This window comes from Pseudoalteromonas rubra, from assembly GCF_000967655.1.
Classification (GTDB): domain Bacteria; phylum Pseudomonadota; class Gammaproteobacteria; order Enterobacterales; family Alteromonadaceae; genus Pseudoalteromonas; species Pseudoalteromonas rubra_A.
In genome coordinates this window covers 185505-209707 of the sequence record NZ_JXYA01000027.1, presented here as the reverse complement: position 1 = coordinate 209707, position 24203 = coordinate 185505, and the positions used below count along the sequence as shown (strand labels likewise).

11 protein-coding genes and 1 pseudogene are annotated in these 24203 nt (G+C 47.2%); 3 read left to right on the top strand and 9 right to left on the bottom strand.

Annotated elements, in window-relative coordinates:
* Positions 1 to 3: 3 nt before the first annotated feature.
* The gene (locus tag TW77_RS13175) at positions 4 to 11646 is read right to left on the bottom strand and encodes a SpvB/TcaC N-terminal domain-containing protein (RefSeq protein ID WP_162197956.1); all 11643 of its coding nucleotides are present in this window, start codon (positions 11644 to 11646) and stop codon (positions 4 to 6) included.
* A 764-nt stretch (positions 11647 to 12410) separates the two neighbouring features.
* Entirely contained in the window at positions 12411 to 13664 is a 1254-nt protein-coding gene (locus TW77_RS13170; RefSeq protein ID WP_046005436.1) for a hypothetical protein, read from the bottom strand.
* 267 nt (positions 13665 to 13931) lie between these two features.
* Here TW77_RS13170 and TW77_RS25180 point away from each other — a divergent pair.
* Positions 13932 to 14117, top strand: a pseudogene (locus TW77_RS25180) (EAL domain-containing protein); the annotation flags it as partial.
* 164 nt (positions 14118 to 14281) lie between these two features.
* A complete protein-coding gene (locus TW77_RS13165; RefSeq protein ID WP_046005435.1) occupies positions 14282 to 14485 on the top strand; it encodes a hypothetical protein in 204 nt (67 codons plus the stop codon).
* Between the two features lie 64 nt (positions 14486 to 14549).
* Here TW77_RS13165 and TW77_RS13160 read toward each other — a convergent pair whose 3' ends face one another.
* The 7 genes from TW77_RS13160 to TW77_RS13130 all read right to left on the bottom strand — a co-directional run bounded on the left by TW77_RS13160 (position 14550) and on the right by TW77_RS13130 (position 23221).
* Positions 14550 to 15476: a hydrogen peroxide-inducible genes activator gene (locus TW77_RS13160; protein ID WP_046005434.1), complete on the bottom strand. Its 927-nt coding sequence runs from the start codon at positions 15474 to 15476 to the stop codon at positions 14550 to 14552.
* A 77-nt stretch (positions 15477 to 15553) separates the two neighbouring features.
* Positions 15554 to 16822: an inorganic phosphate transporter gene (locus tag TW77_RS13155; RefSeq protein ID WP_046005433.1), complete on the bottom strand. Its 1269-nt coding sequence runs from the start codon at positions 16820 to 16822 to the stop codon at positions 15554 to 15556.
* Positions 16823 to 16872: 50 nt separating this feature from the next.
* The gene (locus TW77_RS13150; protein WP_046005432.1) at positions 16873 to 17550 is read right to left on the bottom strand and encodes a TIGR00153 family protein; all 678 of its coding nucleotides are present in this window, start codon (positions 17548 to 17550) and stop codon (positions 16873 to 16875) included.
* Between the two features lie 130 nt (positions 17551 to 17680).
* Positions 17681 to 18382, bottom strand: a complete 702-nt coding sequence (gene phoU / locus TW77_RS13145) for a phosphate signaling complex protein PhoU (protein ID WP_046005431.1) — start codon at positions 18380 to 18382, stop codon at positions 17681 to 17683.
* An 82-nt stretch (positions 18383 to 18464) separates the two neighbouring features.
* On the bottom strand, positions 18465 to 19292 hold the full coding sequence (pstB, locus tag TW77_RS13140; protein WP_010383287.1) for a phosphate ABC transporter ATP-binding protein PstB: 828 nt from the start codon (positions 19290 to 19292) through the stop codon (positions 18465 to 18467).
* Positions 19293 to 19321: 29 nt separating this feature from the next.
* On the bottom strand, positions 19322 to 20971 hold the full coding sequence (gene pstA / locus TW77_RS13135) for a phosphate ABC transporter permease PstA (RefSeq protein WP_046005430.1): 1650 nt from the start codon (positions 20969 to 20971) through the stop codon (positions 19322 to 19324).
* Between the two features lie 15 nt (positions 20972 to 20986).
* On the bottom strand, positions 20987 to 23221 hold the full coding sequence (locus TW77_RS13130) for an ABC transporter permease subunit (protein WP_046005429.1): 2235 nt from the start codon (positions 23219 to 23221) through the stop codon (positions 20987 to 20989).
* Positions 23222 to 23687: 466 nt separating this feature from the next.
* On the opposite strand from TW77_RS13130, the gene TW77_RS13125 reads away from it, so the two are divergent.
* Complete coding sequence (locus TW77_RS13125; RefSeq protein ID WP_046005428.1) at positions 23688 to 24191, top strand: glycine cleavage system protein R; 504 nt, start codon at positions 23688 to 23690, stop codon at positions 24189 to 24191.
* Positions 24192 to 24203: the final 12 nt, after the last annotated feature.

Below are 24203 nucleotides of genomic sequence, written 5' to 3'. Positions count from 1 at the left end.
TTTTTAATGACTCCTATCACAATCTGGCTGGCAATAAAAAATCTCTAGAGACCAATCATGCACCCCTGATGCCCAACTCCCCCCATAAAACCGCCGATTAACCCCATTCCTGTCGAAAACAGTATGATGATAACTTGTTATTTCCTCGGCAGATAAATAATACCAAAGGCCCTCTTTATCTGTACCAGTAGCATTGAGGTGGGCATTAGCTATGTCTTTACCAAATGCAAGTAAAAGTTCATCTGACGGTATACTACCGTTAGCAGCAAGTAAACCAGTGAATGCATTTCCCCTTACTGTTGCGCCTACAGAGGCCCAATAAAGGCCTGATGTTTTGCCTAAAGTATCAACTAAATCATCTACTTCACCCCAAGTACCATATCCTACACAACCTATAGGATCACCTCTAAGACAACGACTTTTCCACATTTTAGCAAGCTCGCCCTTTTCAACCATTTCGTATTCCATATCTGTTGGCTTAAGATGCTCCATCTTCTTTTTGTCAAAGCTGTCTGTCACAAACTTATTCATCACAAACTGAAACGCAGCTGTCGTCGCGCCATTCCCAAATTTTCCACCTGTGATGTGTGAAACGGTACCTCCAATCACAGCTGAAGCAATTGTACCTGCCACCAAGCCGCCTGGAACAAGTCGACCTATTTGTGCGCCTTTTGTGATCCCTGCACTCCAGAAACCATGGCCGAAATTGCCGCCTTGTAACTCTGCCATGATGCCACCTGCAAGGGCATGACTACCTAAGTGACCAATACCACCTGTTTTCAGGAAGCCACTTGAAGCACCAAATGCCTGGCCAATTCCATAAAATGCAGCGCCAGACAAAGCCCCCATAACAGCGCCTTTGGCACTGCCTGTTGCAACATACCCTGCAAGGGCTCCGCCTGTAGCCGCTATTGTTGCTGCTGTTCCATAAGCTTCGAATGCTGTGAATAGATCTACACCATATCCTGTAACCGCTAATATGCCTATCGCCGCTATCGTCCGCCAATTCTTCTTAATAATCTTCCCGAGCTTCTTAAACAAATACCCACTCGGGTCCGTATAAGACAGCGGATTATTCAACACATAAGAATAAGCGTTATAGTTTTGAAGATTCGAAGGCGCCTGCACCACCGGATCCGCCTGCATAAACCGGCCGGTGTCTGCATCGTAGATCCGACCATTCATATGAATGATGCGGTTATCTCCACCCAATGAGACTGGCTCATGACCGGTATAGCCGCGCAGGTTCGGTGGTACGGAGTTAAATACAGATAAGGTCAGGTGTGATGCAACATGCCCGCCATTGCGCTCCTGGAATGTAAAGGCCTGTGGCGATTGTTTTCCAAATACGTCGTAACTGAATCGCTTGAGCAATTTATAGTACGCATTGGTTACCGCTACAACGGAGCCTTGGTGATCTGTAAACAGCCACTGCAGCTTACTGGTACCTGAGCTGTAATAGATTTGCATTGCATCATTACCAATATAGCGTTTAACGTAGTGCTCATCTGTACTGTTGTCTACGCTCAGCTCCAGTGCTCCAACATAGTACACCGTTTGGTGCTTGTCAGTACGTTTATACCGGCGGTTGTGTGCATCGTAGGAAAATTGCACCGTCTCTGAGTTGCCCGTCACTTCGCGGACTTTGTTTCTCGTCGTGTATTTCAGCGTCCGATAGTCACTCAAATCAGCAATGTTCCTCTCTGCTGTCTGCATCTGCGTCTGGTTGCCATTGGCATCGTATTTAAAACGCTCGTAAACCATTACCTTTCTAAATTGTGTGAAACCACCACCAAATGCGCTGGTTTCATTTGTAGTGGCAGTGTGTACGGACGTGTTCGCAGAGCCACCGAATACACTGAAGTTACTCGACGAGTACACCTGCGCCCCACCACCAAAAGGGGTGTCTATCGGGTTGCCACCCGGGCCGCTAGCCCCCCCTAACGGAATGATTTTCTGATATTGCCGGGTCGTCAGGGCATGTTTCGCAATACCAGCGCCACCATAGCTGTATGTCCAACCTTTATTGCCATCAAGTTTGGTTAACAGGTTGCCACTGGCCGAGTAGCTGAAGTGCTTACTACCATTAATATGTGTTATCCGATTAAGCCCGTCATAGCCAAATCGCTCTGCGGCCCGATTCGTTAGCGTCCGCTTGGTCAGATTGCCCAGGCCATCAAATTCATAATGCTCGTTTTGTACATAGCTGTAGCGACCTTGTGTATTGATGCTCGCAATCATGCCATTGCTTGCATAGCCCAGTGTCACAGGGATATGCCCTTTCTCATAGCTGCTAACCTGCCCTCTTGCTGTGAGGCCAGTCAGGTTGTAATACACCGTACCATGTGCACCTTCACGTGCCTCCTGCCGAGACTTAAGTTGGCCATATTGATAGTGGTTGCGTATGCCTCTCGCTTCATAGTATCGCCCTGTTTCAGAGCGACGATAATCATCAAGCTGAATACTAACCCGACCATATTCGTCAAACGCCGTTTGCTGAATAACACACAAGCTGGATATTGGGTTTATGAGCGGATTGTTCGGCTCTGCTTTAAGCCTCAGCTCATTCGCCCGGGTATTGAATATGACATGCTCATTACAGCGGGTAGCACCAGATAACCCAGTCAGGGTTGACACCTGCCTACCAAAGCTATCGTAATAATAATGTTGCTTCCAGTCGTTGCCCTGGGTCGCAGTTTTAAGCTGGAAGTAAGTCTCTGCACTGCCTCCATACAGCCACTCACTGGCTCCTTCGTTGACAATATCAGTTTGCAAAAACACAGATGTTGAATCACGATAAGCGCTATCCGGCACACTTTGCCATTGGCGAGTTTTGCGGCCCAATGAGTCATACTCAAAATGGGTCGTGACCAGCCTAGCGTCGGTTTGCGACAGTAGTTCGCCAAAGGCATTATAGGTATAAGACCAGGTACCCAAGTCAACTGTTTTTTGCTGCGTCTTACGTCCCAGTAGGTCGTAACTGACTTCTGCAACTTTACTGTTGCCATCTGCCGATGAGCGTGTCCACACGCGCTGATTTAACACGTCATACCCATAAGACAAGTTATTCCCGTCTGCATCAACAACGGATATAACTTGCCCTGACTCATTGTAGGTTGTGCTACTGAACTGGTTATTTTCAGGCACATTACCGGTCAAAGTAACAGTCGAAGTGAGCCCAAATCGCTCATTTACCGTCGTAATATCTGCGTTAGGGTCTTGCACATATGTAATTCTGTCAAAAACATCATACAGTGTGGTCACCGCCTGTTGGCCTGGTGCAATAACAGTCACAGCACGGCCATATTTATCAAAGCTGTATCGCGTGCTCAGCCAGTTGCCAAGTACCGTACGCGTTTGTGTTTCAAAGACGCGCCCAACCCGGTCTACCATATCACGCTGGACCAACTCACCATTTACATACTTCTCAAGCTGAATATCACATCCAGGCAAATCACAGGCAGTTGCATAGCGATAACTTTGTGCCCCCGTATTTTGATAATTACCTATTTGACTGCCAAAGGTGTCATAAATAAACTCCGTACGGCTGCCACTGGGAGACTCAACAACCAAGGGCTGGCCATATGCATTGCGCTTTTTGACCTCATCGCCTTTGATTTCCAGCTGCTTTTCCGGATCATACTCACCACTTTTGTAGTAATTCCGTTTTGTATGTTGCGGGTAGCGTTTTTCATCATCGTAAACAGTCTCCAGATAACGCACCTGATTACCCTCAGTACACCCAGAGTTTTCAGTTGACACTTTTGTCGTATTGCCCACATCATCATAGCTATAGGTTTTAGTCAGCTCCAGATGACACCCTTGTCCCTTTGCCGTAATTTCTTTATTGAGCATCCATGCATGAGGACTACTTTCATCGTAATACTCAAATTCAGAGCGCCTTGTTAGTCTCATCATCCCTGCCTGTTCATGGGTTACCTCACTTGAAATCAGACGCCCCAGCCGACGTCCTATGTCGCTGCTATCATAGGCGTTTACTGTTGTGACCCAGGACAGTCGGTTTGCATTCACACCGCCGGTTACAAATTGTTCAAAATCAGTGCTAGTATCATACTGTGTCGTAATTGTCTGAGTAACATTGGCATACTTGTCCTGAGTGTTAGACATGGCGTTACAGGCATAGCCGCTGATAGTCATATTGCTGTCGACCCGCGCGCTACACTCTCTGCTCAGTGACTGATATACCTGATGAGCACTCGCCCCGCTGGCTAATGGTGCAAAGTTTCTTACTTCATAGGTATTATGCGCCGCAGAAATCACCTCATTCCCTTGCCACTGTTTGCGCGTACTACTTGGCATTCCGGTTAATGGAAATGCTTGATGGTACTGCGTTGTTGTCACAAAGGTGTATGAAGTGCCCGTACTATCAGCTTTGTCCGTCGATGTCTCCAATTGCTTAAAGCCCAGCCAGCCCCGGCCACCAAACTGTATCCGGGCGCCCCGGTAATGATAGTCAACCGAACTTCTAAGTAGGCTGTTGTCAGATGCAGGGCTGTCTGAGGTAACACGCTGGACCAAAGGCATAGCCGAAATAGCTTTTGTTACCAGCAACCCCTGTTGCTGAAACAAGCGTGCATCTTCATCAAGTACCTCGGCAAGCTCAGAGTACACCGCAGGCTCATTCATCAGCGCGTAGGTAATATTGGTTTTATTTCCTGCGCCTTGTGTGATTTCAAAGAGCATGCCTTCATAAGGGCTTTGCGTTTGGTTAAAACGCATTTTGAGGTGCTTTTTGCTCTTGTACAGAATTTCTGCAACGCCATCCCCATTGTGATCAGTATAAAAAGCGTAGTCGCCTTGCTCAGGAGAGATGTCCGGAGTACTAAAGTGGTGGTCTGACTTTACAAAAGTTTGTTGACCGGGTGACCACTCATAAGCAAACCACAGTGCACCATTATTGCTTTTGAAGTACAGTTCAACACGGCCATTTTTATCAACATCCGCGACTATGGGAGCAAGTTTATCCGTTGCAAGCCCAACCCCCCCTGTTTCACTGCGCGCTTCCTGTACAAACACCTCTTCAAACTCTACTCGCTCACTGGACTGGTTAATGAGCACTTTCCAGCGTTTTTGCTCCTCATCGCTGGCACTGGTGTCCATGTAAATCAGGTCTACCAAGCCGTCGCCATTGATATCAGCAGGGGTGAGGTGTTTTAATTCAGTCCCGGTGGTAACTTGACTGGCTGTAAAGGTATTGAACCAACTCAAATGATTGAGTACAGACATGCCCTGATTGTAATGAACATAGAGGCGATTCACTTTGTTTTCATCACATTGAGTGAATTGGCGACATTTGAACGATACGATATCCGCCAGGCCATCAAAGTTCATATCCAGCAGCACCCAGTCGCTGCCTTTTTCGGTGAAGTCTGCATTCACACTCGTTATGTCTGCATCCAGTATTTCAGGTTGATCAAAGCGTTTAGTCTGGGTGTTAAATACACTCGCGTAGATATGTTGTTCCGCTGCATCCTGCTCATTTTTAAACACCGCATCGACGTATCCATCACCATTCATATCGGCTAGCTTCAGCTCTCGCATAAACCAATTTGGTTTTTCAAAAGGTAACGTTTGCTGCTCCCAGCTGTGGTTCTCAATACCAAATTGCTGCCAGTAAGGTCGGTTGATACCATCTTTACGTGATTTAATATTGATCAGTACACTCTGCCGCCCGTCATTGTCATGGTCGTAAATGGCGATCGCCACTGATTCATCGTGATCTTCTCTGTTGACATCCCGGCAATCTATTTGATTAGTGCCTTCGTAGGCACACAGTACATAACGGTGTGTGGCAGTTCTATATAGAACCACTATTTCAGGCTTGCCATCACCCTGTAAGTCCGCCAGTGAAAAAGCGGCTAAAGTGCTTGCCTGCCCTGAAGAAAGAAGCGTTGTGGCGCTGTCAAAGTTTAGCGCCGTTGCAGCGTCATTGTAGCGAAATTGCACAGGACGCTTGCAGACAGTTCCACGACACTGAGCCACCTCATCCAGTGTACGACGGCCATCAGTTAACGTACTAAATGTGAACTGATATTCTGATAGTTCGTATCCATGATGGTTAAGCATTCGGATATTAGTCAGCCTGGCCAGCTGGCTTGTAGTCGCGGTATCTACATAGGTTAAGGATCTTACAGGTCCGCTTTGATAGCCAAACTCAATGGTATTGTCACTGTAGGTTAACTTGGATAATACCGTCTCGCGATGACCGTTTTCAGCGATGCGTTTGTAATGATATTCGATAGCCGTTTCTTCACTTTCCAGATTGTCATACACCTTGTGCAATAACCAACTGAGCGTTTGCTCTTTTTGATCAAAATCTTTTAAGCGAATTTCATGATCCGGACTTCCTCCATAATGCTTAACGGAGCCGTCCTTCCCCTGCACAATGAATTTAATACCTGAATTGGTACTAACTTTCACCACATTAATTTGGCTATCTATTTCTGTTATGTAACTATCCAACACGGCAAAACCACTGTCATTGTGCTTTTTACCGGTACTGATGAGCCGCTGCCCGTCCAGGCATAACCTGTCATCAGTATCCAGGGTAAGCCCTTTAAACTGGCCGTCTTGTGCCTTTGTCTGCCTACATCGGCTAATGGCTGAACCCGCTTCCAGACTCCAGCCAAGCGCCACATTTGAATCACCACTTTGACTACTGTAATTCAGCGATACTTGTGGAGTAACACCTGCAATCCCTTCAGGAACCATCAGTGGCAAACTATAATTCGCGGCACCGGACTCACTGACTCTGAAACTGCCTAAAGTGGCAGCAAGCCGGGCGTTGGCTGTCAATACTTCGTTCGAAGGCGCTGATTTATCTGCCTGGTGATAGGGCATAACTAAGCTAATTGGCGCATCTACGCCACTGTCAGTTAGGTGTAAGAACTCTACGTTTGAGTAGTTCAGGCTACAGTGTCTATCCTGCACACTATTCGGTAGCGTTATGCGGATACAAGCTTTGACTCTGAAACGATACTCACCATTCGACAGCGAATAATACAGTTCACTTTGGTCGCCGGGTAAAGATGACCTGCTCGGGTGATTATCCTCGGCCTCAAAATACCGCGTTACATTAAAACTCTGGTTATTTACGCTTAGTTCAAACAGATACTCGTCAATATCACCACTCGACTCCGCCTCAAAGGCCAGGTTTCCACTGATATTTTCAGTCAATTTTAGTGTTGGAGTTCCCAGGCCATCGGTTGGTTCCAGAGGGTTGCGGCCCGTTAGCAGCTCAACTTGATCATTCAGGCCATCCCCATCGCTGTCTGGATAATATGTACAGCCTTTTGAGGCCAGACAGTAACCATAAAAATAATACAATGAGCTGTATACCACCTGGCTGTACTCGGGCTTCGCAGTGTTGAGTAGCTGGTAGACCAGCTGCGCTCGGGTTACCCCTGAATTTAAAGCCAGGACCCATTGTGCCTGAGTTTTGCCTCCCAAAGATAAGCTGCTATCTAACGCAAGCTCATTACCTGTCAGGTACTCGAATAAACGATTCACAAACCCGACATTATCGGTATTGGCCAAATCAGGGTTGCCGCTGATGAGTGTAAAAATAATTTCATTTAGCGGATATCCCTTAGTCAGCAGATACGTCAAAAAGCTAAGCTGCGCTTTAGTTGGCGGCCTTTGCATCAAAATATAGTAAGCTTTTGCCACAACTATCGCATTCGTATCCGATTGCTCAGGATGCCAATATAGAGACTCCCATTCAGCCAGTTCGTCTGCAAATGCTTCAGCGAGTTCATCCAGTGATTGCCACTTAAGTGCATTGGCTTTGATCATGCTACGATCAATCTCATGCATATTACCATCGACTGTCGTCACATAGATGTGCCCGGATGCGGAGAGCTGAGGAGCCACACCAATACCACCTGAATTGGGAAATGTGTAATGCCAGTTAACCAGGCCAGTATCAGTATCCAGTGAGTACAAGGCCTCGTCCATTGAACCAACATAGACATTATTGTCAGTATCTAGCTGCGCTGGCGCTAAAATTGCTCCACGCGTCATAAATCGCCACTTTTCAAGATGTCGGTCGGCGAAGTTACCCGCGTTGATTTGATGGCGAACTTTGTAAAAAGTATGGTTTAACGCACCAAAATATAAATCATCGAAGCCCTGGCTACTAACCACAACAGGCGTGGCCGCGACTCCCTTGATTGTATTTATCTCATTGGCTAGCTGAGGATCGGTCAGATGAGTCCATTGATGACTAAGGCCTTTGTTTTCAATCTTAAACGCGGATAACCCCATCTCAGTACCGGCATACAGAAATCCATTATTACTGACAGTCACTGAGCGCCCCATTAAATCTGAGGTTATTTCCAGGCCTCTGCCGTCTAACACCGTATCAGTAATCACCTGTTCACCGTTCTGGTACACACCGTTATTCACCGCCAGATATAAGCCACTATCATGATATCCGTCGATAATGTGCTGTGAGCTAATCTCTGCCTCAACTTTATTTTCGGTGACAGTCAGGCTGGCATTATTAAAGCTGTATGTTTCTCCGGTGCTGCGCAATCGCATGAACAGCTCTGACGATTGGGGGTCAAAATACCGTCCGGCTAGTGTAAGGGTTGCACTATTTTCAGTATGTACCTGCAAGGTTGCCTGCTCTAATAGTGGTACAACATTAGATACAGTTATCTGATGCCCGTCACTACACAAGTCCTGAACATTGCAGGCTGAGAGCTCATAACTGAACTGACCCAAACCCGGCTTGTTAATTCGGTGCTGTAACTGCTCTTTGAATGTAACTACGGTCAATTGGTTATCATCTTTGAACTTATCTGCAACACTGCCTTTCCAGGAGGTTACTTTGAAGTATGCTCTGGCTGCATCTTCACTTTTTTGCCAGCCCAACAGAAAATCCCCGGCAGCCTTACCATTTTGAGGGAAATGCGTGAACTTGGGAACACTAGGGATTGGTAATTGGTGAGACACAACGGTGGAATGACACACAGCTTTGCCCTCTTTTCGGGCTTTTTCATCATACACGATGCGTCCATTTTTAAGTATTTCGCGATACCTTACCAAATAAGCACACGCTGTCAGTGTTGCGCCATGATGCTGATACTTGGTTGCGATACTGTGATTGTAAGAAACGCCCTGAAACTTTATTTCAGAACCCTCAACAAGTTTTTCCCCATTCATCGTTGCTTTGATGTTCAGGGCATGGGCTTTGCTCAGATTGCCTATTTCTATAGAATAAACGCCCACTTCTGCCTGAGTTAAGGTAATTGCAGGCTCTCCGGGGTCGTCAGGCTCACCATAGTCAACGCGCTCACTTTTACAGTTTCGCTCGCCAAAAACAGGGTCTCTTTGCACTCCGTCAATGCTATGGTAATTAACAGCCCTAACACAGACTTCAAGCTTTTTGCTGTGGTCATGCTCAACTGTAGATATGTCAAAGCGAAGATCAGACACTGACTGTTCAGAAACAGGGATCCTGTCGGATACTTCTATAGGCACATTGTCCAATGTCGCAAAAATATCCAGAGCTTTGGTATTATTTAGTACTGCGGGTCGCTTTATCGTTAACCTATACTGACCTGATTTATTGACCGGTTCGTCTAGTTCAACAGTCGGTTTATCTGGCCTCCCTGGAATGGGATAAGTAATGGTGTAGGTGTCTGACTCCGTTGGTCCGTGTAGTTCAGTGTGCCAATTTCCATCGTCTGTTTGTACGGTTTTATACCCAGTTGCATCAACCTCCAGCTGCATCCCTTTTTGGTCGTAGTGGGTGTCTAAATAGCCCGTCCACTTGCTTAAATTTGGATCGTAAACACGACCTAAAATAGTAACTGGCTCCCCCCCCAAAGTAGCCTGCACATTCAAACGTTCTGTATTTACTCCACCCGTGATAGTCACATGCACCCGGTTCCAGTTTTTTTGATCTCCCTGAATAGTAATATCGGGCTTGCCTGGTGCACCTGATGTAAATTTTTCAGGGTCCTGCACTATTTTATTGGCACAACTTAGTTCACTTAAAGTGGCCCGGAACTGCGCACCATCTTCAAGATGATAGTTTCTGCCTTTAACACATACGGACAGCTTCTTACCATGAGCTCTGGCAAGATCCACTCTGATTGTGTTTGAGAACGATCCGTCGCCGGTGACCACTTCTGTACTAGCTGGCCTGTAAAGCACTGTCTCAGTTTCAGCAATTTCCTCAAAAATGAGCTCTTTTGCATCACGATGCTCTACAGTTAGCACGTACTGACCCGGCGTCCACTCATCTTCCATGAGCGCAACTGAAACCTTGGGCTTTTGGGGCAGAGTATATTGAATATTGTGATCATGAGTGACAACGGGCCCTTCCAACTCCCGCCCATCAAAGCTACGTTTTCCCTGAGCGGTTATAATCAGGTTTTGATCATGGTTCTGGATGCTGGTTGTGACCCGGCCTGTCCATACTTCTCCATTGTTGTAACTTTCACCTTCAATAGCGACTGGCTGATTACCTATCCTTGCGCTAACAGCTAGTTCAGTGGTGTTGTAGATATTTGACAGCGTAATTACGCGAATGCGAATGTTGTCAGGCACTGGCAGTGCGTTAATACGTGGGGCTGAAGGAGTCACGCTTTCACGTGACACAATATTCAAAACAACAGCGTCCGAGCGACTCGCGTTACCCGTATTGTCAGCCAGTTGTGCAGAAATAGAGATATTTTGATACGCCTGCTCAGGCGTCCAAACTAGATCAAAGGTACTACTACTATCTGTACAGAGCAGGATTTTATCCTCCGGTTGCGCCCTGTTTACACCACAATGCCTGACATTTTTTATCTCTATGTCAGCGATGTCGATAGGCGAACCATCCAGCAAAAATTGAACGTCGTCATAGTGTATTGACTCTGACAGTGTGCTCTGTGGAAAGGCTGTTACGCTAAATGTTACGGGGTCACCTTCAAGGATATAGGTATTGCTTGGCTGGTCATATTCAATGCGGGTGCTCAAATAGGGTTGAGCATTGACATTAACGGATGCCTCGTTTCCTCGTAATCCTTTGAGATTTTTGACATAGGTATAATAGGTATACCCACCTGGGGAGAGAACCTGATCAGACTTGGTATTTTCTGTATATTCACAGGTGTACACATTATTGTTGCCCGCAGCACCATTACAATCTGCCACTTTACTACTTCCCGCGCACGCCTGATTCCTGGGTAGCCTACTACCGTTTGGAACACGACATAACATCAAAGCTGAATTTTTAGCGTTGAACCCGTGCCTATCATTGACTTCGGCTTTAACAGTGAATGCTTGATCATGAAATGGTGCGTCGTTACTCACACTGATCTGCACTTCAGGCGCGGTCACATAATTAAAGGTAAGACCCGAGGTTGCCTCAGCGCCAGCAGCATCTCTCACCTTCACCTCAACGATGGTAGTCTGGCTAACCTCCCCGATATACTCACTGCATCCAGATTGGCTGGTGCACAAATCGTTACTACTAAAATCAGAGAAATTGCCACTCCCTACTCTGAACACCGCTTCATTCAGTTCATTGTAAGACTCCTGATCTGCATCACTGGCTTTAACAACAAACGAAACCTCGTCTCCCTGCCCAACATCAATGGAGTTACCTGCCTGCTCTATAGAATTCACAAGCCCTTTAATTGTTACTGTGGGCTCGGTGTTACTTTTCAGAACAGTAAACGCAACACTTTTTGAAAGGGCCGTATTATTTTGACTATCTTGAACTGATGCCAGATAGCTGTAATCCCCAGCAGGTGGTGATGTTAAACTTAAATTACAGGTGAGCGTATGATTCCTATCATAGGCACCTGTGCTACACGCCTGTTCAACCTCCGAGCCGACCAGACCGCCTGAAATTGTAAATTGATTTATATCTCTCCCTTCATCCTTCACCTTGAAGCCAATACTGATATCCATACCTGCAGCCAGCTTTCCATCACTGAGCGTGCCATCAATAACCGGGTCGGAAAATACAGGGGAGGTTCGTTTGGCAACAATAACGGTAATTTTACACTGCCCTGAATAAGTCCTGCTGGACTGGTTAGCGTCATTTTTTTCCCAATGATCAGTCCAATTCAGGATGAGCTTATTGGTACCAGGCATCAAATCAGCGATTGACACTGTCGGGGAGTTAGTTCGCGAGCCCAGCCCATTAACATATCGCTTAGTGGTGACGCCGTTAATCTTCAATTTACCGCCCTGACGGAAATCAAAAACAAAACCCCTTCCCGGGTTCGTGGTAAATTCATCAATACTGGGGATTGTGAAGCTGGCGGCGTCCCCTTGAACAATGGTCAGACTTGAAACAGAGCTGTTACATTGGCTAACGGCCCATATTAATGGACTGTTCGCAATTAAAAATACAGCGATTAAAACTCGAATAATGGCCACAATTACAACTCCTGTTTCCACAAAACATCCAAAGTGACTGGCTGTGCCAAAGGCAGAGGTTCATTCTGTTCATCCTCGCCAAATAAAGATGACCATAAACCGTAAATGGAGAACTGTTGCTGGGCTTCCACCATCGGCATTTGCAATCCAAATACACTATTTCCTTCACGATATATAAATTGAGGATCTGAATGCTCTGGGAATGAAGCTCCCGTGATTGCTACAGGAGCGGTTAGCACATTCATGGAAATCTCTTGGGGGACTTGAAAGCGTGCGACTGTCCTAGCATGCTGAGCAAAGTCTAGTACTTCGATGCTGCCATTACGCAAAAATGCATATACACCTGCCAATTCCTGTTTAGATGGCTGCGTACTGAAGAATGAGAACACACCGGAATCAGGCTGCACGGCCTTTACTAGTACAGGGCTTGCTATAATGTTGCTATTTCGAATACCCGAGCATACATGCAGCTCAACGTCATTGATTTGTGTTCTACAAACCTGCCCTCGTTCACGCAATAAGCTCACTGAGTAGTAAACGTATCCGTCACTGAAAATAGGGCGATTTGAAACTACGCCATTAAGCGCAACCTCCCAATCAAATGCCCAACTTCCGTCCTGATTAGAATATTTCACCAATTTGTTATCATGTGTGGCAAAGAATATATTGTCTAAGTGGTGTACGACGGTCCTATGGTTTATATCTCTATTTTCTGCATCAAACAGCAGTGTAGAATCCCCATTCAGAACCTCATCACCTACAACATGATTAAACTTATCAACAAAAACTTTATTTTTACCATTGATTGCTACCAATCGGTAAAAGTGCGTGCCTGCGGACATTGCAGTTAAGTCGGTAAACGTTCCCTGACGGGTAAGCCCAATTGCGCGAGTATCCAGCAACAAACAGGGACCATTAGCATTGTATCTGAATAACCTGAGGTGAGACGTTCCCGTAACGCTCCATCTCAGCGTTAAGGCACTCTGTGACTCGGCCATGCTGACATCAAACTGTTTGATAGTCGGGACCCATAGTGACTTGAGAAACTTCAGGCTATCCGGATCTGGATGACCTCCTCCGGAGCCGATATCTGGATCTAGTGGTGCGCCAGAAGGAGTAGGCGGCCCAGACAGTGAAGGCCCAGACAGTGAAGGCCCGCAGTGGCCGGGCAGAGCATTTGAATCAAATGCCACTGCAAATGAATGCAAAAGCATAGCAATAAAGAGTATCCCGGTCACAATTGTTTGCCGAACCATAACGTCTCCATACAAGGGTCAATAATCGGCGCGGATAATAACCTTAAAATTACATTATCTCAAACAATGGAACACAAAGAACCACCAAAGAATACAAATGATAATACTTGGGATGTTTTTCGCCACATTTTATTAAAGAAAGACTTCCAAGCTGTATGTCATATTTAGGTTGGAGCAATTATGATATGACCCTGTGAGGCCTGATGGCATATTTGGATGCGTCGCATATCTGAAAAGTTAAATCACTGAATATGCTACTGCCACGAGAGTGACATCAGCCACTCGCTGGATAAGCGCTCTGTGGCTGAATATGTGGAGAGCAAAGAGATCTTTGATGCACTCAAAGAGATAGGCATTGATTACGGTCAGGGCTACTATATTTCGCGCCCATTACCGGTTGAACAGCTCAGCGCCATGCTGAAAAATATTTTGTCTGAGAAAACAGCCTGCTAGTATTTTTGTACAAAATTCGACTAAAAATTAGCTGCCTGTTGGGTAATTCTCATCTATAATTAAGCTTACATTTTGACGTGTCACTTTAAATACATGAAACACAGGTATTTACAAGACATTCAATGGATTTGGACACGTCTGGCTATGGAAATGGAGGAATTGCAATGGTACAGCTGTCTATCATATTGTTGCTTATATACGTTGTTATCGCCATACAATGTTACCGAAGCGCAAGCCACAAAGGCTACCCTAAACTGTTTTTTACCTTACTTGGCTTAGTGCCTTACTTTAATCTGGTGGTGTGGGTTTACCTGCTCTTTTTACCCGATCTGAAATCAGGCCGCCAGCTGGGGTCACTGGAATCTTAAGCCAGATTGCGTTAGTTAAAGTTCTCTAACACACTGACATAAAGGGCGTTCGCCCTTTATGGTTTTATTGTGTCACGCCTTTGCTGTCGTTACAGTGGTGGGCAACAAACTCACCCGCTTTATCGCTAAATAGGCGGAAATCCCGGATCCGGCCAGTGGTTTTACGCCATAACAGACCTATCTCACGATATGCATCAGGTTGCGGCGCGGTGGCGACCATTGGTTTGCCATCAAGGATACCGGCGTTCAGTGCCATCTGAGGCAAGAAAGTCACCCCGTTTTGGTATTCCACCATGCTGAGCAAGGTATGCAGGTTAGCGGCCTCAAAGGGGTTAATACAGGCACTGCGGTTAAGGTGGCAGGCACTGAGGGCATGATCTGTCATGCAGTGTTCCCGCTCCAGCAAAAACACGCTTTGCTCCGGTAGCACATTAAAGTCATCCAGCTGCTCGGGTACCTGATACTCCTGATGGCGGACCAAGGAAAAATGATCCCGGGCAATCACCTGAGTGTGGAACTTTTCGGTTCTGTAGGGCAACGCTAGCATGCCCATATCAATATGGCCCTGCTCCAGCTTATCGAGCAAACGATCACTGGTGTCCTCTACCAGCACCAGTTGCAGCTCAGGAAAAGCGTCTTTGCAAAATCTATATAGGGGCGCCGCAATAAAGCTGGCAATGGTCGGAATGATCCCCAGCACCAGTTTGCCCGACAATGGATGCTTAAAGCTCTTGGTCAGCTCTACCACGCTAATGGTGTCGCCAATAATGCGTTTGGCACGCTCCACCACTTCTTCGCCCACATCTGTGAACATTAAACTGCGGTTTTCACGCTCTATCAGTTGGCATCCCAGCGTTTCTTCGAGGTTCTGAATCGCACTGCTCAGCGTTGACTGGCCAATAAAACAAGCTTCCGCAGCGCGGCCAAAATGCTGGTGCTGGTGCACCGCAATTAAATACTGTAACTGTTTAATGCTTGGTAAGTTATTCACTTTTTATACCCACAAATAAAAAGACCCCAACACCAAAGGCATTGAGATCTTTTCAAGCTAAAAGTCTGTCCTTTCTGTTAAACGCCGAACGCGCTTCTCAGAATGTAGAATATAACAATAGCAAGGGCAGCGCCAACTGGCAATGTGATCACCCACGAAACCACAATGTTTCTGATCACACCCATGTTCAGCGCAGCAATACCGCGTGCCATACCGACACCCAATACCGCACCTACTAACGTTTGTGTGGTTGAGATTGGCAAACCCGTACCTGATGCAATAACAACCGTAGACGCGGCTGCAAGCTCAGCAGCAAAACCACGGCTAGGTGTCAGGTGAGTAATGCCTTCACCAATAGTCTTGATTACTTTTTTACCCAGCACAGCCAGACCGACGACGATACCTAAACCACCCAGTGGCAAGATCCACCACGCCAGCGCCGCTTTCTTGGCAATTTCACCATTGTGTTCAACAATGTTCACAACCGCAGCCAGAGGACCAATCGCGTTAGCCACGTCGTTCGAACCGTGTGCGAACGCCATACAACAAGCTGTCAGTACCATCAGAATCGCAAACACTTTCTCAACGTTATTGAAGTGCATTTGCTTGTCTGCATTCGGGTCTATCTTCAGGCGGTTGATGGCCATTTTACCAATCAAACCAACGATCACAGCAATGCCGATCGCCAGCGCAAAGCCTTCAACAGTGCCCAGGTTAATACCAATGTGCTTCAGGCCTTTTTTGATGGTTACCAAAGACATTACAAAACCTGCCAGGCCCATGTATACCGGGACGAAACGCTTGGCGTTTTCCAGTGGCTTGTCGGTGTCAAAGATCAGTTTTTGCGCACTCATAAAGATAAGGTAAGCGATAAAGCCCGAAATCGCCGGGGTCACAATCCAGCTACCAACGATACCGGCAACCTTACCCCACTGGATGGCTTCGCTGCCCACGGCAACCAGCGCAAAACCAATGATGGCACCAATGATAGAGTGCGTTGTAGAGACCGGCCAGCCTAACATGGAGGCCAGTAATAACCAGGTACCCGCGGCAAACAGAGCCGAGATCATTCCCAGCACCATTAGCTCCGGAATGTCCATAAACGGCGTGGCATCAATGATCCCTTTGCGGATCGTCGAGGTTACCTCACCACCGGCCAGGTAAGCACCGGCAAATTCAAAAATCATCGCGATGATGATCGCCTGTTTGATGGTCAGCGCTTTTGAGCCAACCGATGTACCCATCGCATTGGCTACGTCGTTCGCGCCAATGCCATAGGCCATAAAGAAACCAACTGCGGCCGCTATAATAATCAATAGCGTGCCATAGGATGCAATGATATCCATTGTAAAACCTTTAATTCTTAACTAATTGTGTGAAGCCAGATGGTGTGCGCTTAGCGCGCCAGCATCAGCTCCAGTCGTGAGCCTACGCGCTCAGCAATGTCAGCCAACTCACCGACCCACTCGATGATCTTGTATAAGAACATCACATCAATCGGGTTAAGTTCACTTTCAATGTTGCGTAAACCTTTACGAATACGGATCTGCATCTCATCGGTGTCTTCCTCGATGGCATCCAGTTCAACGAGCATTTTTTCGACCAGAGCAACTTCGCGACCACGGAAACCGGTTTCCAGTAGTTCGTCGAATTCGTTAATGGCTTCTGAGGCTTGTTTGGTCGCATCAACACAGCGTGTCAGATACGCCAAAAAGTCGGCTTGAATTGATTCAGGGATCTCCAGGTCACGACCAATCACGCGTCCCGCGATGTCTTTGGCTTTATTGGCGATCTTGTCTTGGTGGGTAATGAGTTCCAGTAAGTCGGTACGTTCTACTGGCATAAACAGACCACGTGGCAAGTGCAGGCGCACTTCTCGTTTTAGTGTATCTGCTTCTCTTTCCAGGTTACGGATCTGCACACGAAGCGCGTCGGCCTCGGTCCACTCCCCTTTGAAGGCATGGTTAAAGAACGGGATCAAGGTTTCACTGGCTTGATGGACGATCTTAATGTGCTCTTCAATTGGCTTAATAGGAGACTTTGCGAATACTCCTAAAAATGCATTACTAGGCATAACTGACCCTTAAATCATATTAATATGCATGTGCAGGGCGCAATTTTACAGCATTAAGCCAGATTGTGAACGCTTTTTCGTGTGAAGTTCTGATTAACGGTACCGAAAAGGCACCGTTATTTGTTACAGATCACAGTGATTTTTCGATATCTTCCTGAGAAGTATGGCGAATATCTTTGCCATTAACGAAATAAATCACATATTCTGCAATATTCTGACAGCGGTCACCGATACGCTCCAGTGAACGAACCGACCAGATCAGGTCCATAATCTTTGGAATAGAACGGGGGTCTTCCATCATATAGGTCATGATCTGACGCGTCAGCGCTTCATATTCACGGTCAACTTTGGCATCTTCTTTGTGCACTTCAAATGCACGCTGGGCATCCATGCGGGCAAACGCATCCAGCACATCGTGTAGCATCTGAGAAACCAGGCGACCCATGTTTTCAACATTAACCAGTAAGTCTTGTTGATCTTTGGTAAAAGAATCCAGCGCTACTTTCGCAATGCGTTCCGCTTCATCACCAATGCGCTCCAGGTCGGCAATGGTTTTGGCAATGGCCACAACCAGGCGTAAGTCACTGGCTGCCGGCTGACGCTTAGCAATAATGCGGGTACATTCTTCGTCAATGCTCACTTCCATAGCATTAACCTGATAATCGTTCTCGCTGACTTTGCGGGCCTTGTTTTCATCGCAGTTGCTCACGGCATCCAGCGCCAGGTTTAATTGTTGTTCAACCAGTCCGCCCATACTCAATACATGGTTGCGAACGTTTTCCAGCTCTTCGTTAAAGCGGCCAGAGATATGCTTATTAATATTATGTTCCATAGTCAGTTCCTAATTTGTTTCAACACGGCATAGGCGCCTCCTTGTGGAGGCGCTGACTCAGCGCTTTGCTGAGCCCGGTGAATTAACCGTAACGACCGGTAATATAGTCTTCGGTTTTCTTCTTCGTCGGTGTTGTAAACAGAGTATTAGTATCTGAATATTCGATCAGCTCACCCATATACATAAAGGCTGTCTGATCGGATACCCGCGCCGCCTGCTGCATGTTGTGGGTAACGATCACCACAGTGTACTTTTCTTTCAGGTCGTTGATCAGCTCTTCAATAACCAAAGTCGAGATAGGGTCCAGTGCCGAGGTTGGCTCATCCAGCAGTAATACTTCTGGCTCAATCGCAATTGAACGTGCAATAACCAGACGCTGCTGCTGACCACCCGACAGACCAAATGCACTGTCGTGCAAGCGGTCTTTCACTTCATCCCATAAAGCAGCACCGCGCAGTGAGCGCTCAACCACTTCATCCAGCTTACGTTTGTCTTTTACACCTTGTAAGCGTAGACCGTAAACCACGTTCTCGTAAATAGACTTAGGGAATGGGTTTGGACGCTGGAATACCATGCCAACATTACGACGCAGAGCCGCTACATCAACACTTTTATCATAAATGTTGGTGCCGTTGAGGTTAATCTCACCTTCAATACGACAGGTATCTACCAGGTCATTCATGCGGTTGATACAACGTAATAGCGTTGATTTACCACAACCAGACGGGCCGATAAACGCCGTTACCTGACCGCGTGGGATCAACATGTTGATGTTGCTCAGAGCCTGCTTATCACCATAGTAAAGGTCAAGGTTTTTGATCTCTAACGCGGTTAGTTCCGGGCTCAAGTTTTCCAGATCCAACTTCTTGCTGGTATCTGCATTATTTACCTGTGGCGCTACTGTAATCATAAATGTTTACCTATTAAAATACTTTACTATTAGTGCTCTAAAGCTCTGAATTTTTCACGTAGGTGGTTACGGATCCCAATTGCAGTGATGTTCAGTGCAATGATCACGGTCACCAGTAAGAAGGCGGTCGCATATACCAAAGGACGTGCCGCTTCTACGTTCGGGCTCTGGAAGCCCACATCATAAATATGGAAACCCAGGTGCATAAACTTCCGGTCAAGGTGAATATACGGGAAGTTACCATCCAGCGGCAAGGTCGGTGCCATTTTCACCACACCCACCAGCATCAGCGGTGCTACCTCACCCGCAGCACGGGCAACCGCCAGAATGAGACCGGTCATAATTGCCGGACTGGCCATTGGGATGATGATCCGCCATAAGGTCTCGGCTTTGGTCGCGCCCAGTGCCAGTGAACCATGGCGCACTGTGCTTGGGATACGTGACAGGCCTTCTTCAGTCGAAACAATAACCACTGGCAGCGTCAGGATTGCCAGCGTCAGTGCTGACCAGATCACGCCGGGCGTGCCAAATACCGGGCTTGGTGACGCTTCTGGATAAAACAACGCATCGATAGAGCCACCCAACATATAGACGAAGAAACCTAAGCCGAATACGCCGTATACGATAGACGGAACACCCGCCAGGTTGATCACCGCGATGCGGATCATCTTAGTCACCGCATTTTTAGCCGCATACTCGTGTAGGTAAATCGCAGCAACCACACCAAATGGCGTCACAATCACCGCCATCAGCATAACCATAAACACAGTACCAAAGATGGCCGGGAATACCCCGCCCTCGGTATTGGCTTCACGCGGGTCATCGCTAATGAATTTACCAATCTGCGACGTATAATGGCCCACTTTCGCAAAGAAGCCCATGTCGTTCGGGAACCAGAAATCTAAGACCTGGTATAAAGGCAGTGTTACTTCTTCACCGCGCATGTCACGCACAACGACTTCGTCGCGCTTGGCACCATTACGTAGTTCAAACAGCGTTTTCTCAAGCACCTTATATTCTTCACGCAGCGCAGCACGCTGTGCTTCCAGGTCTGCGGTGATTTCAGGCGTCAATTCATTATCCAGCTGATAAGCACGCTCTTTAAGACGCAAGCGCTCCAGCTCATAGTTAATGTGGCCAATCTCACCGTTTTGCAGATCCAACGCTTCTTCGTTCAGGTCTACGGCACGCTCAACCATCTCTTCCAGCGCTTCTACCGGATTGTCTGTCACCACCTGACCGTCGCGAATGACCCGCTCAACGTAACCGTAAAAGTTACCATTTTTAGTCCGTTCAAACACCGCTATCTGCGCAGGTTTGGACTGGCTCTGGATATCGGTGGATAAAATCCAGCGGAAATCCAGTTCAACATACTCACGGTTACCGGTTTTTACCAGCAAGCGCTCTATGTACTCGCCAGGATGGTTAGAAAAATCCAGGCCTGTTGCTTCCAGTCGCGATTTAGGCACCAGCTCACGGTCATAGATTTCACCAATCACGGTTTGTTTTTGCACAGTTCCCTGCAGGTGCATCTCAACCACTTCGGAAGGCCAGAAAAAGCTCAGGCCTTTCCACGCTATCATTGCAAGCAGACCCAGTACTGAGATCAAACTGATGCTAACCGCACCGCCTGTCATCCAGATCCACGGAGATCCTGACTTAAACCACTGTCTTACCATGTCATCTCACTCCAGTTACATTGAGCTGTATTTTTCACGTAGCTGCTGACGTACAAACTCAGCTATCGTGTTAAATACGAAAGTAAAAATAAACAATACAAAGGCAGCGAGGAACAGGATCCGATAGTGCGAGCTACCCACTTCAGATTCTGGCATTTCTACCGCAATGTTCGCCGCCAAGGTACGCATACCCTGGAAGATACTCCAGTCCATAATCGGTGTATTTCCCGTCGCCATCAGTACAATCATGGTTTCACCTACGGCGCGACCGAGGCCCATCATCACCGCCGAGAAGATCCCCGGGCTGGCAGTCAGTAACACAACACGCACCAGTGTTTGCCATTGTGTTGCACCCAGTGCCAGCGACCCGTTTGACAGGTGCTTAGGTACACTGAATACCGCGTCTTCGGCAATCGAGAAAATAGTTGGGATAACCGCAAAGCCCATCGCAATACCGACCACCAGAGAGTTACGCTGATCAAACGTCAGGCCCAGTTCGTTGGTCAGATACTGGCGCACGTTACCGCCGAACATCCATCCTTCAATCACGTCACTCATGGCAAAAGAGACCCAGCCAACCAGCAGAACCACAGGGATCAGCAAGATGGAGTGCCAGCCATCAGGCACAAAGTGACGGATGACTTTTGGCAGTTTGGTCCAGCCCAGTGCCGTTGCCAAAATAGCCAGCGGCAACAACAGCAGCAATGCGACGATTGCTGGTAAGTGGCTTTCAATCAAAGGCGCTAACCACAAACCTGCCAGGAAGCCCAGGATAACCGTAGGCAGTGCTTCCATGATTTCAACCGTTGGCTTCACCACGCGGCGCAGTTCACTCGACATAAAGTAAGCGGTGTAAATGGCCGCTGAAAGGGCAATCGGTACCGCGAACAGCATGGCATAGAAAGCGGCTTTAATCGTACCAAATGAAATGGGCACCAATGAGAATTTAGATTCGAAGTCATCGCTGGCTGACGTTGACTGCCAGGTGTATGCTGGCTCTGGATAGCCTTCATACCACACTTCCTGCCACAACGCAGACCAGGTTACTTCCGGGTGCTCATTGTGCAGTTCAAACACGCTCACCTGATTGCCTGTTAGCAGCAAGGCCGCATTCGCACGAGGCGAGATAGCGAAAGCATCAATGGCTTGTTCTGTCACTTTGCCACGCCATAGCTCGGCTTCACTGGTGGTGTAGTACACGCCCAGCTCACCTTTTTCATTGGTGGTAAAGAAAGTACGACGATAGAACTCACTGTGCACTTTCATATGCTTGCTCTTATCGCTGTCAAAGGCGCGAATTTTGGCAAACTCACGGCCATCGTCCGTGTTTACTTCAAACCACTGTGACACTTCACCATTGTCATTGGCCAGCATCAGCGAGTTGGCACCGGCCAGCAGGGTCATACTAACCAGGTTGGCATTTTCTTCGTTAGCCGCTAGCAGCTGAAACTGTTTAACATCATCGGCAAAACGGGTGTCAAAAATATAAATCTGATTTGCAGAGCGCACGAAAGTACGGGTGGTATCCGGTGAAATCAGTAAGTCATCAATGCGGCCATCAATGGGCAGCTCGGTGCGTGTTACCTGCCACTCCAGCTCACCGGTAAACATGTTTTCTTCAGCTACGTATGACGCGAAAATCACCCGTTTGTCGGCAGTCAAAGCAACCACCGCCGTTTTATCTTCGTAATGGCTAAAGGCAAACTTTTTCAGTGCCTGTTGCTGCTCATCAACCAGCAACTGCTGACCCGCAAGGGGATAACCCAGACGAGGTTTCATCACGCGCTGGTTACCCGGAAAGGTGACCACAAAGCTGGGCTTGAGGATCTGTACCTGACCATTATCAAGACCGTATGCATACTGGCCTAAAAATGGCGCGCTTTTCGCGAAGCTGGTGATCTGGCCGTCCAGCTTGGTTTGTAAGGTGCTAACCAGTTTACCTGCACCCTCGCCCTTCACCTGATAAAAATCAACCTGACCGGTATTATCCAGCAAGTACGCAATCTCTGTTTGCTCTTCTACTCCGAGCGCGAAGTAGCGCTTCTCGGCAGACAACGCAATATCAACCCGCTTTTCGACCTTGGCAGATTCGAAAATGGGCTGTACAACGTAAAGCAAATAGAAGAATATCAATAGCAAAGCGACCAATACCATTACCCCACCTGAGGTAATGCCAAATTGGGCAAAGCGGTCCTTAAATAGACGGCTTCTATCCGTTTTAAAGGATGGTTTTTGCGGATTGGAAGTCATCAAAATACCCTTTCATAATCAAACTGCGGCGCATTATATTTCATCAAGATGACAGTTGTGTTACACGCAATCCCAAGTCTGTCCGCTTTGTGGAATTGGTCTTCATTAGTTATGCTCATCACTTGTTTTTTCATGCTGAACTCTGATCATCAGAGAGTATGTTAGTTCCCAACTTTACACCACCCTTCTCCGATTGCCCGACAAAAAACGCGCTCAATCCCCATGAATACAAGGTGTTGGGAACAACCACATAGCTTGGGTAAACGCAAAATACCTCTCTGTTCAAGGAACTTAACACCCTGAGTAAGGCTCGAATTACAGTCACCGATAGGATTTTTGCATTTTTTTACATTGTATCCATTATCGGAAGTAGACAAATAAGTTTCATTTACTAGGCTTATAGAGCGATTATTCGCTTTCATTCAGGGCTTAGATACCGAGCCACCAATAATAAGAGACATGTGATATGAAGCAGTTAGTACTAACACTTATAGGCAAGGACCAACCAGGTCTCGTAGAACGAGTTTCCTCCACCATTCTTAACCACCACGGCAACTGGCTAACCAGTAACCTGAGTCATCTTGCCGGACAATTTGCAGGGATAGTGCAGGTTGAAGTGGCAGAGGAACACTTACAAGAGCTGCAAGACGCCGTACTTAGTATCCCGGAGCTTGAAGTACGCATTGCCAATGGCGAGCAAACCGAAAGTACAGAGCCGGAAACGTTAAACCTGGTGATCACAGGCAATGACAGGCCAGGTATTGTACAGGAGCTGGCAGCCGTGATCCGTCACAAGGGTGCCAATATTACCCACCTAAACTCTAAACAACAGAGTGCACCCAACTGGGGTGTGCCGATATTTAGCGCATTTGCCACCGTTAGCCTGCCTGCGGGCATGATAAAAGACAACGTTGTCGAAGCGCTTGAGTCTATCACCAGCGATCTAATCGTGGATGTCGAACAACCCTGATCGCACTATCCG

Excerpts from the sequence above, each read along its gene's own strand:
- pstA (WP_046005430.1), bottom strand. The coding sequence starts at position 20,971 with ATGGTAAGACAGTGGTTTAAGTCAGGATCTCCGTGGATCTGGATGACA.
- TW77_RS13165 (WP_046005435.1), top strand. The coding sequence starts at position 14,282 with ATGGTACAGCTGTCTATCATATTGTTGCTTATATACGTTGTTATCGCC.
- TW77_RS13170 (WP_046005436.1), bottom strand. The coding sequence starts at position 13,664 with ATGGTTCGGCAAACAATTGTGACCGGGATACTCTTTATTGCTATGCTT.
- TW77_RS13125 (WP_046005428.1), top strand. The coding sequence starts at position 23,688 with ATGAAGCAGTTAGTACTAACACTTATAGGCAAGGACCAACCAGGTCTC.
- phoU (WP_046005431.1), bottom strand. The coding sequence starts at position 18,382 with ATGGAACATAATATTAATAAGCATATCTCTGGCCGCTTTAACGAAGAG.
- TW77_RS13155 (WP_046005433.1), bottom strand. The coding sequence starts at position 16,822 with ATGGATATCATTGCATCCTATGGCACGCTATTGATTATTATAGCGGCC.
- TW77_RS13150 (WP_046005432.1), bottom strand. The coding sequence starts at position 17,550 with ATGCCTAGTAATGCATTTTTAGGAGTATTCGCAAAGTCTCCTATTAAG.
- TW77_RS13130 (WP_046005429.1), bottom strand. The coding sequence starts at position 23,221 with ATGACTTCCAATCCGCAAAAACCATCCTTTAAAACGGATAGAAGCCGT.
- pstB (WP_010383287.1), bottom strand. The coding sequence starts at position 19,292 with ATGATTACAGTAGCGCCACAGGTAAATAATGCAGATACCAGCAAGAAG.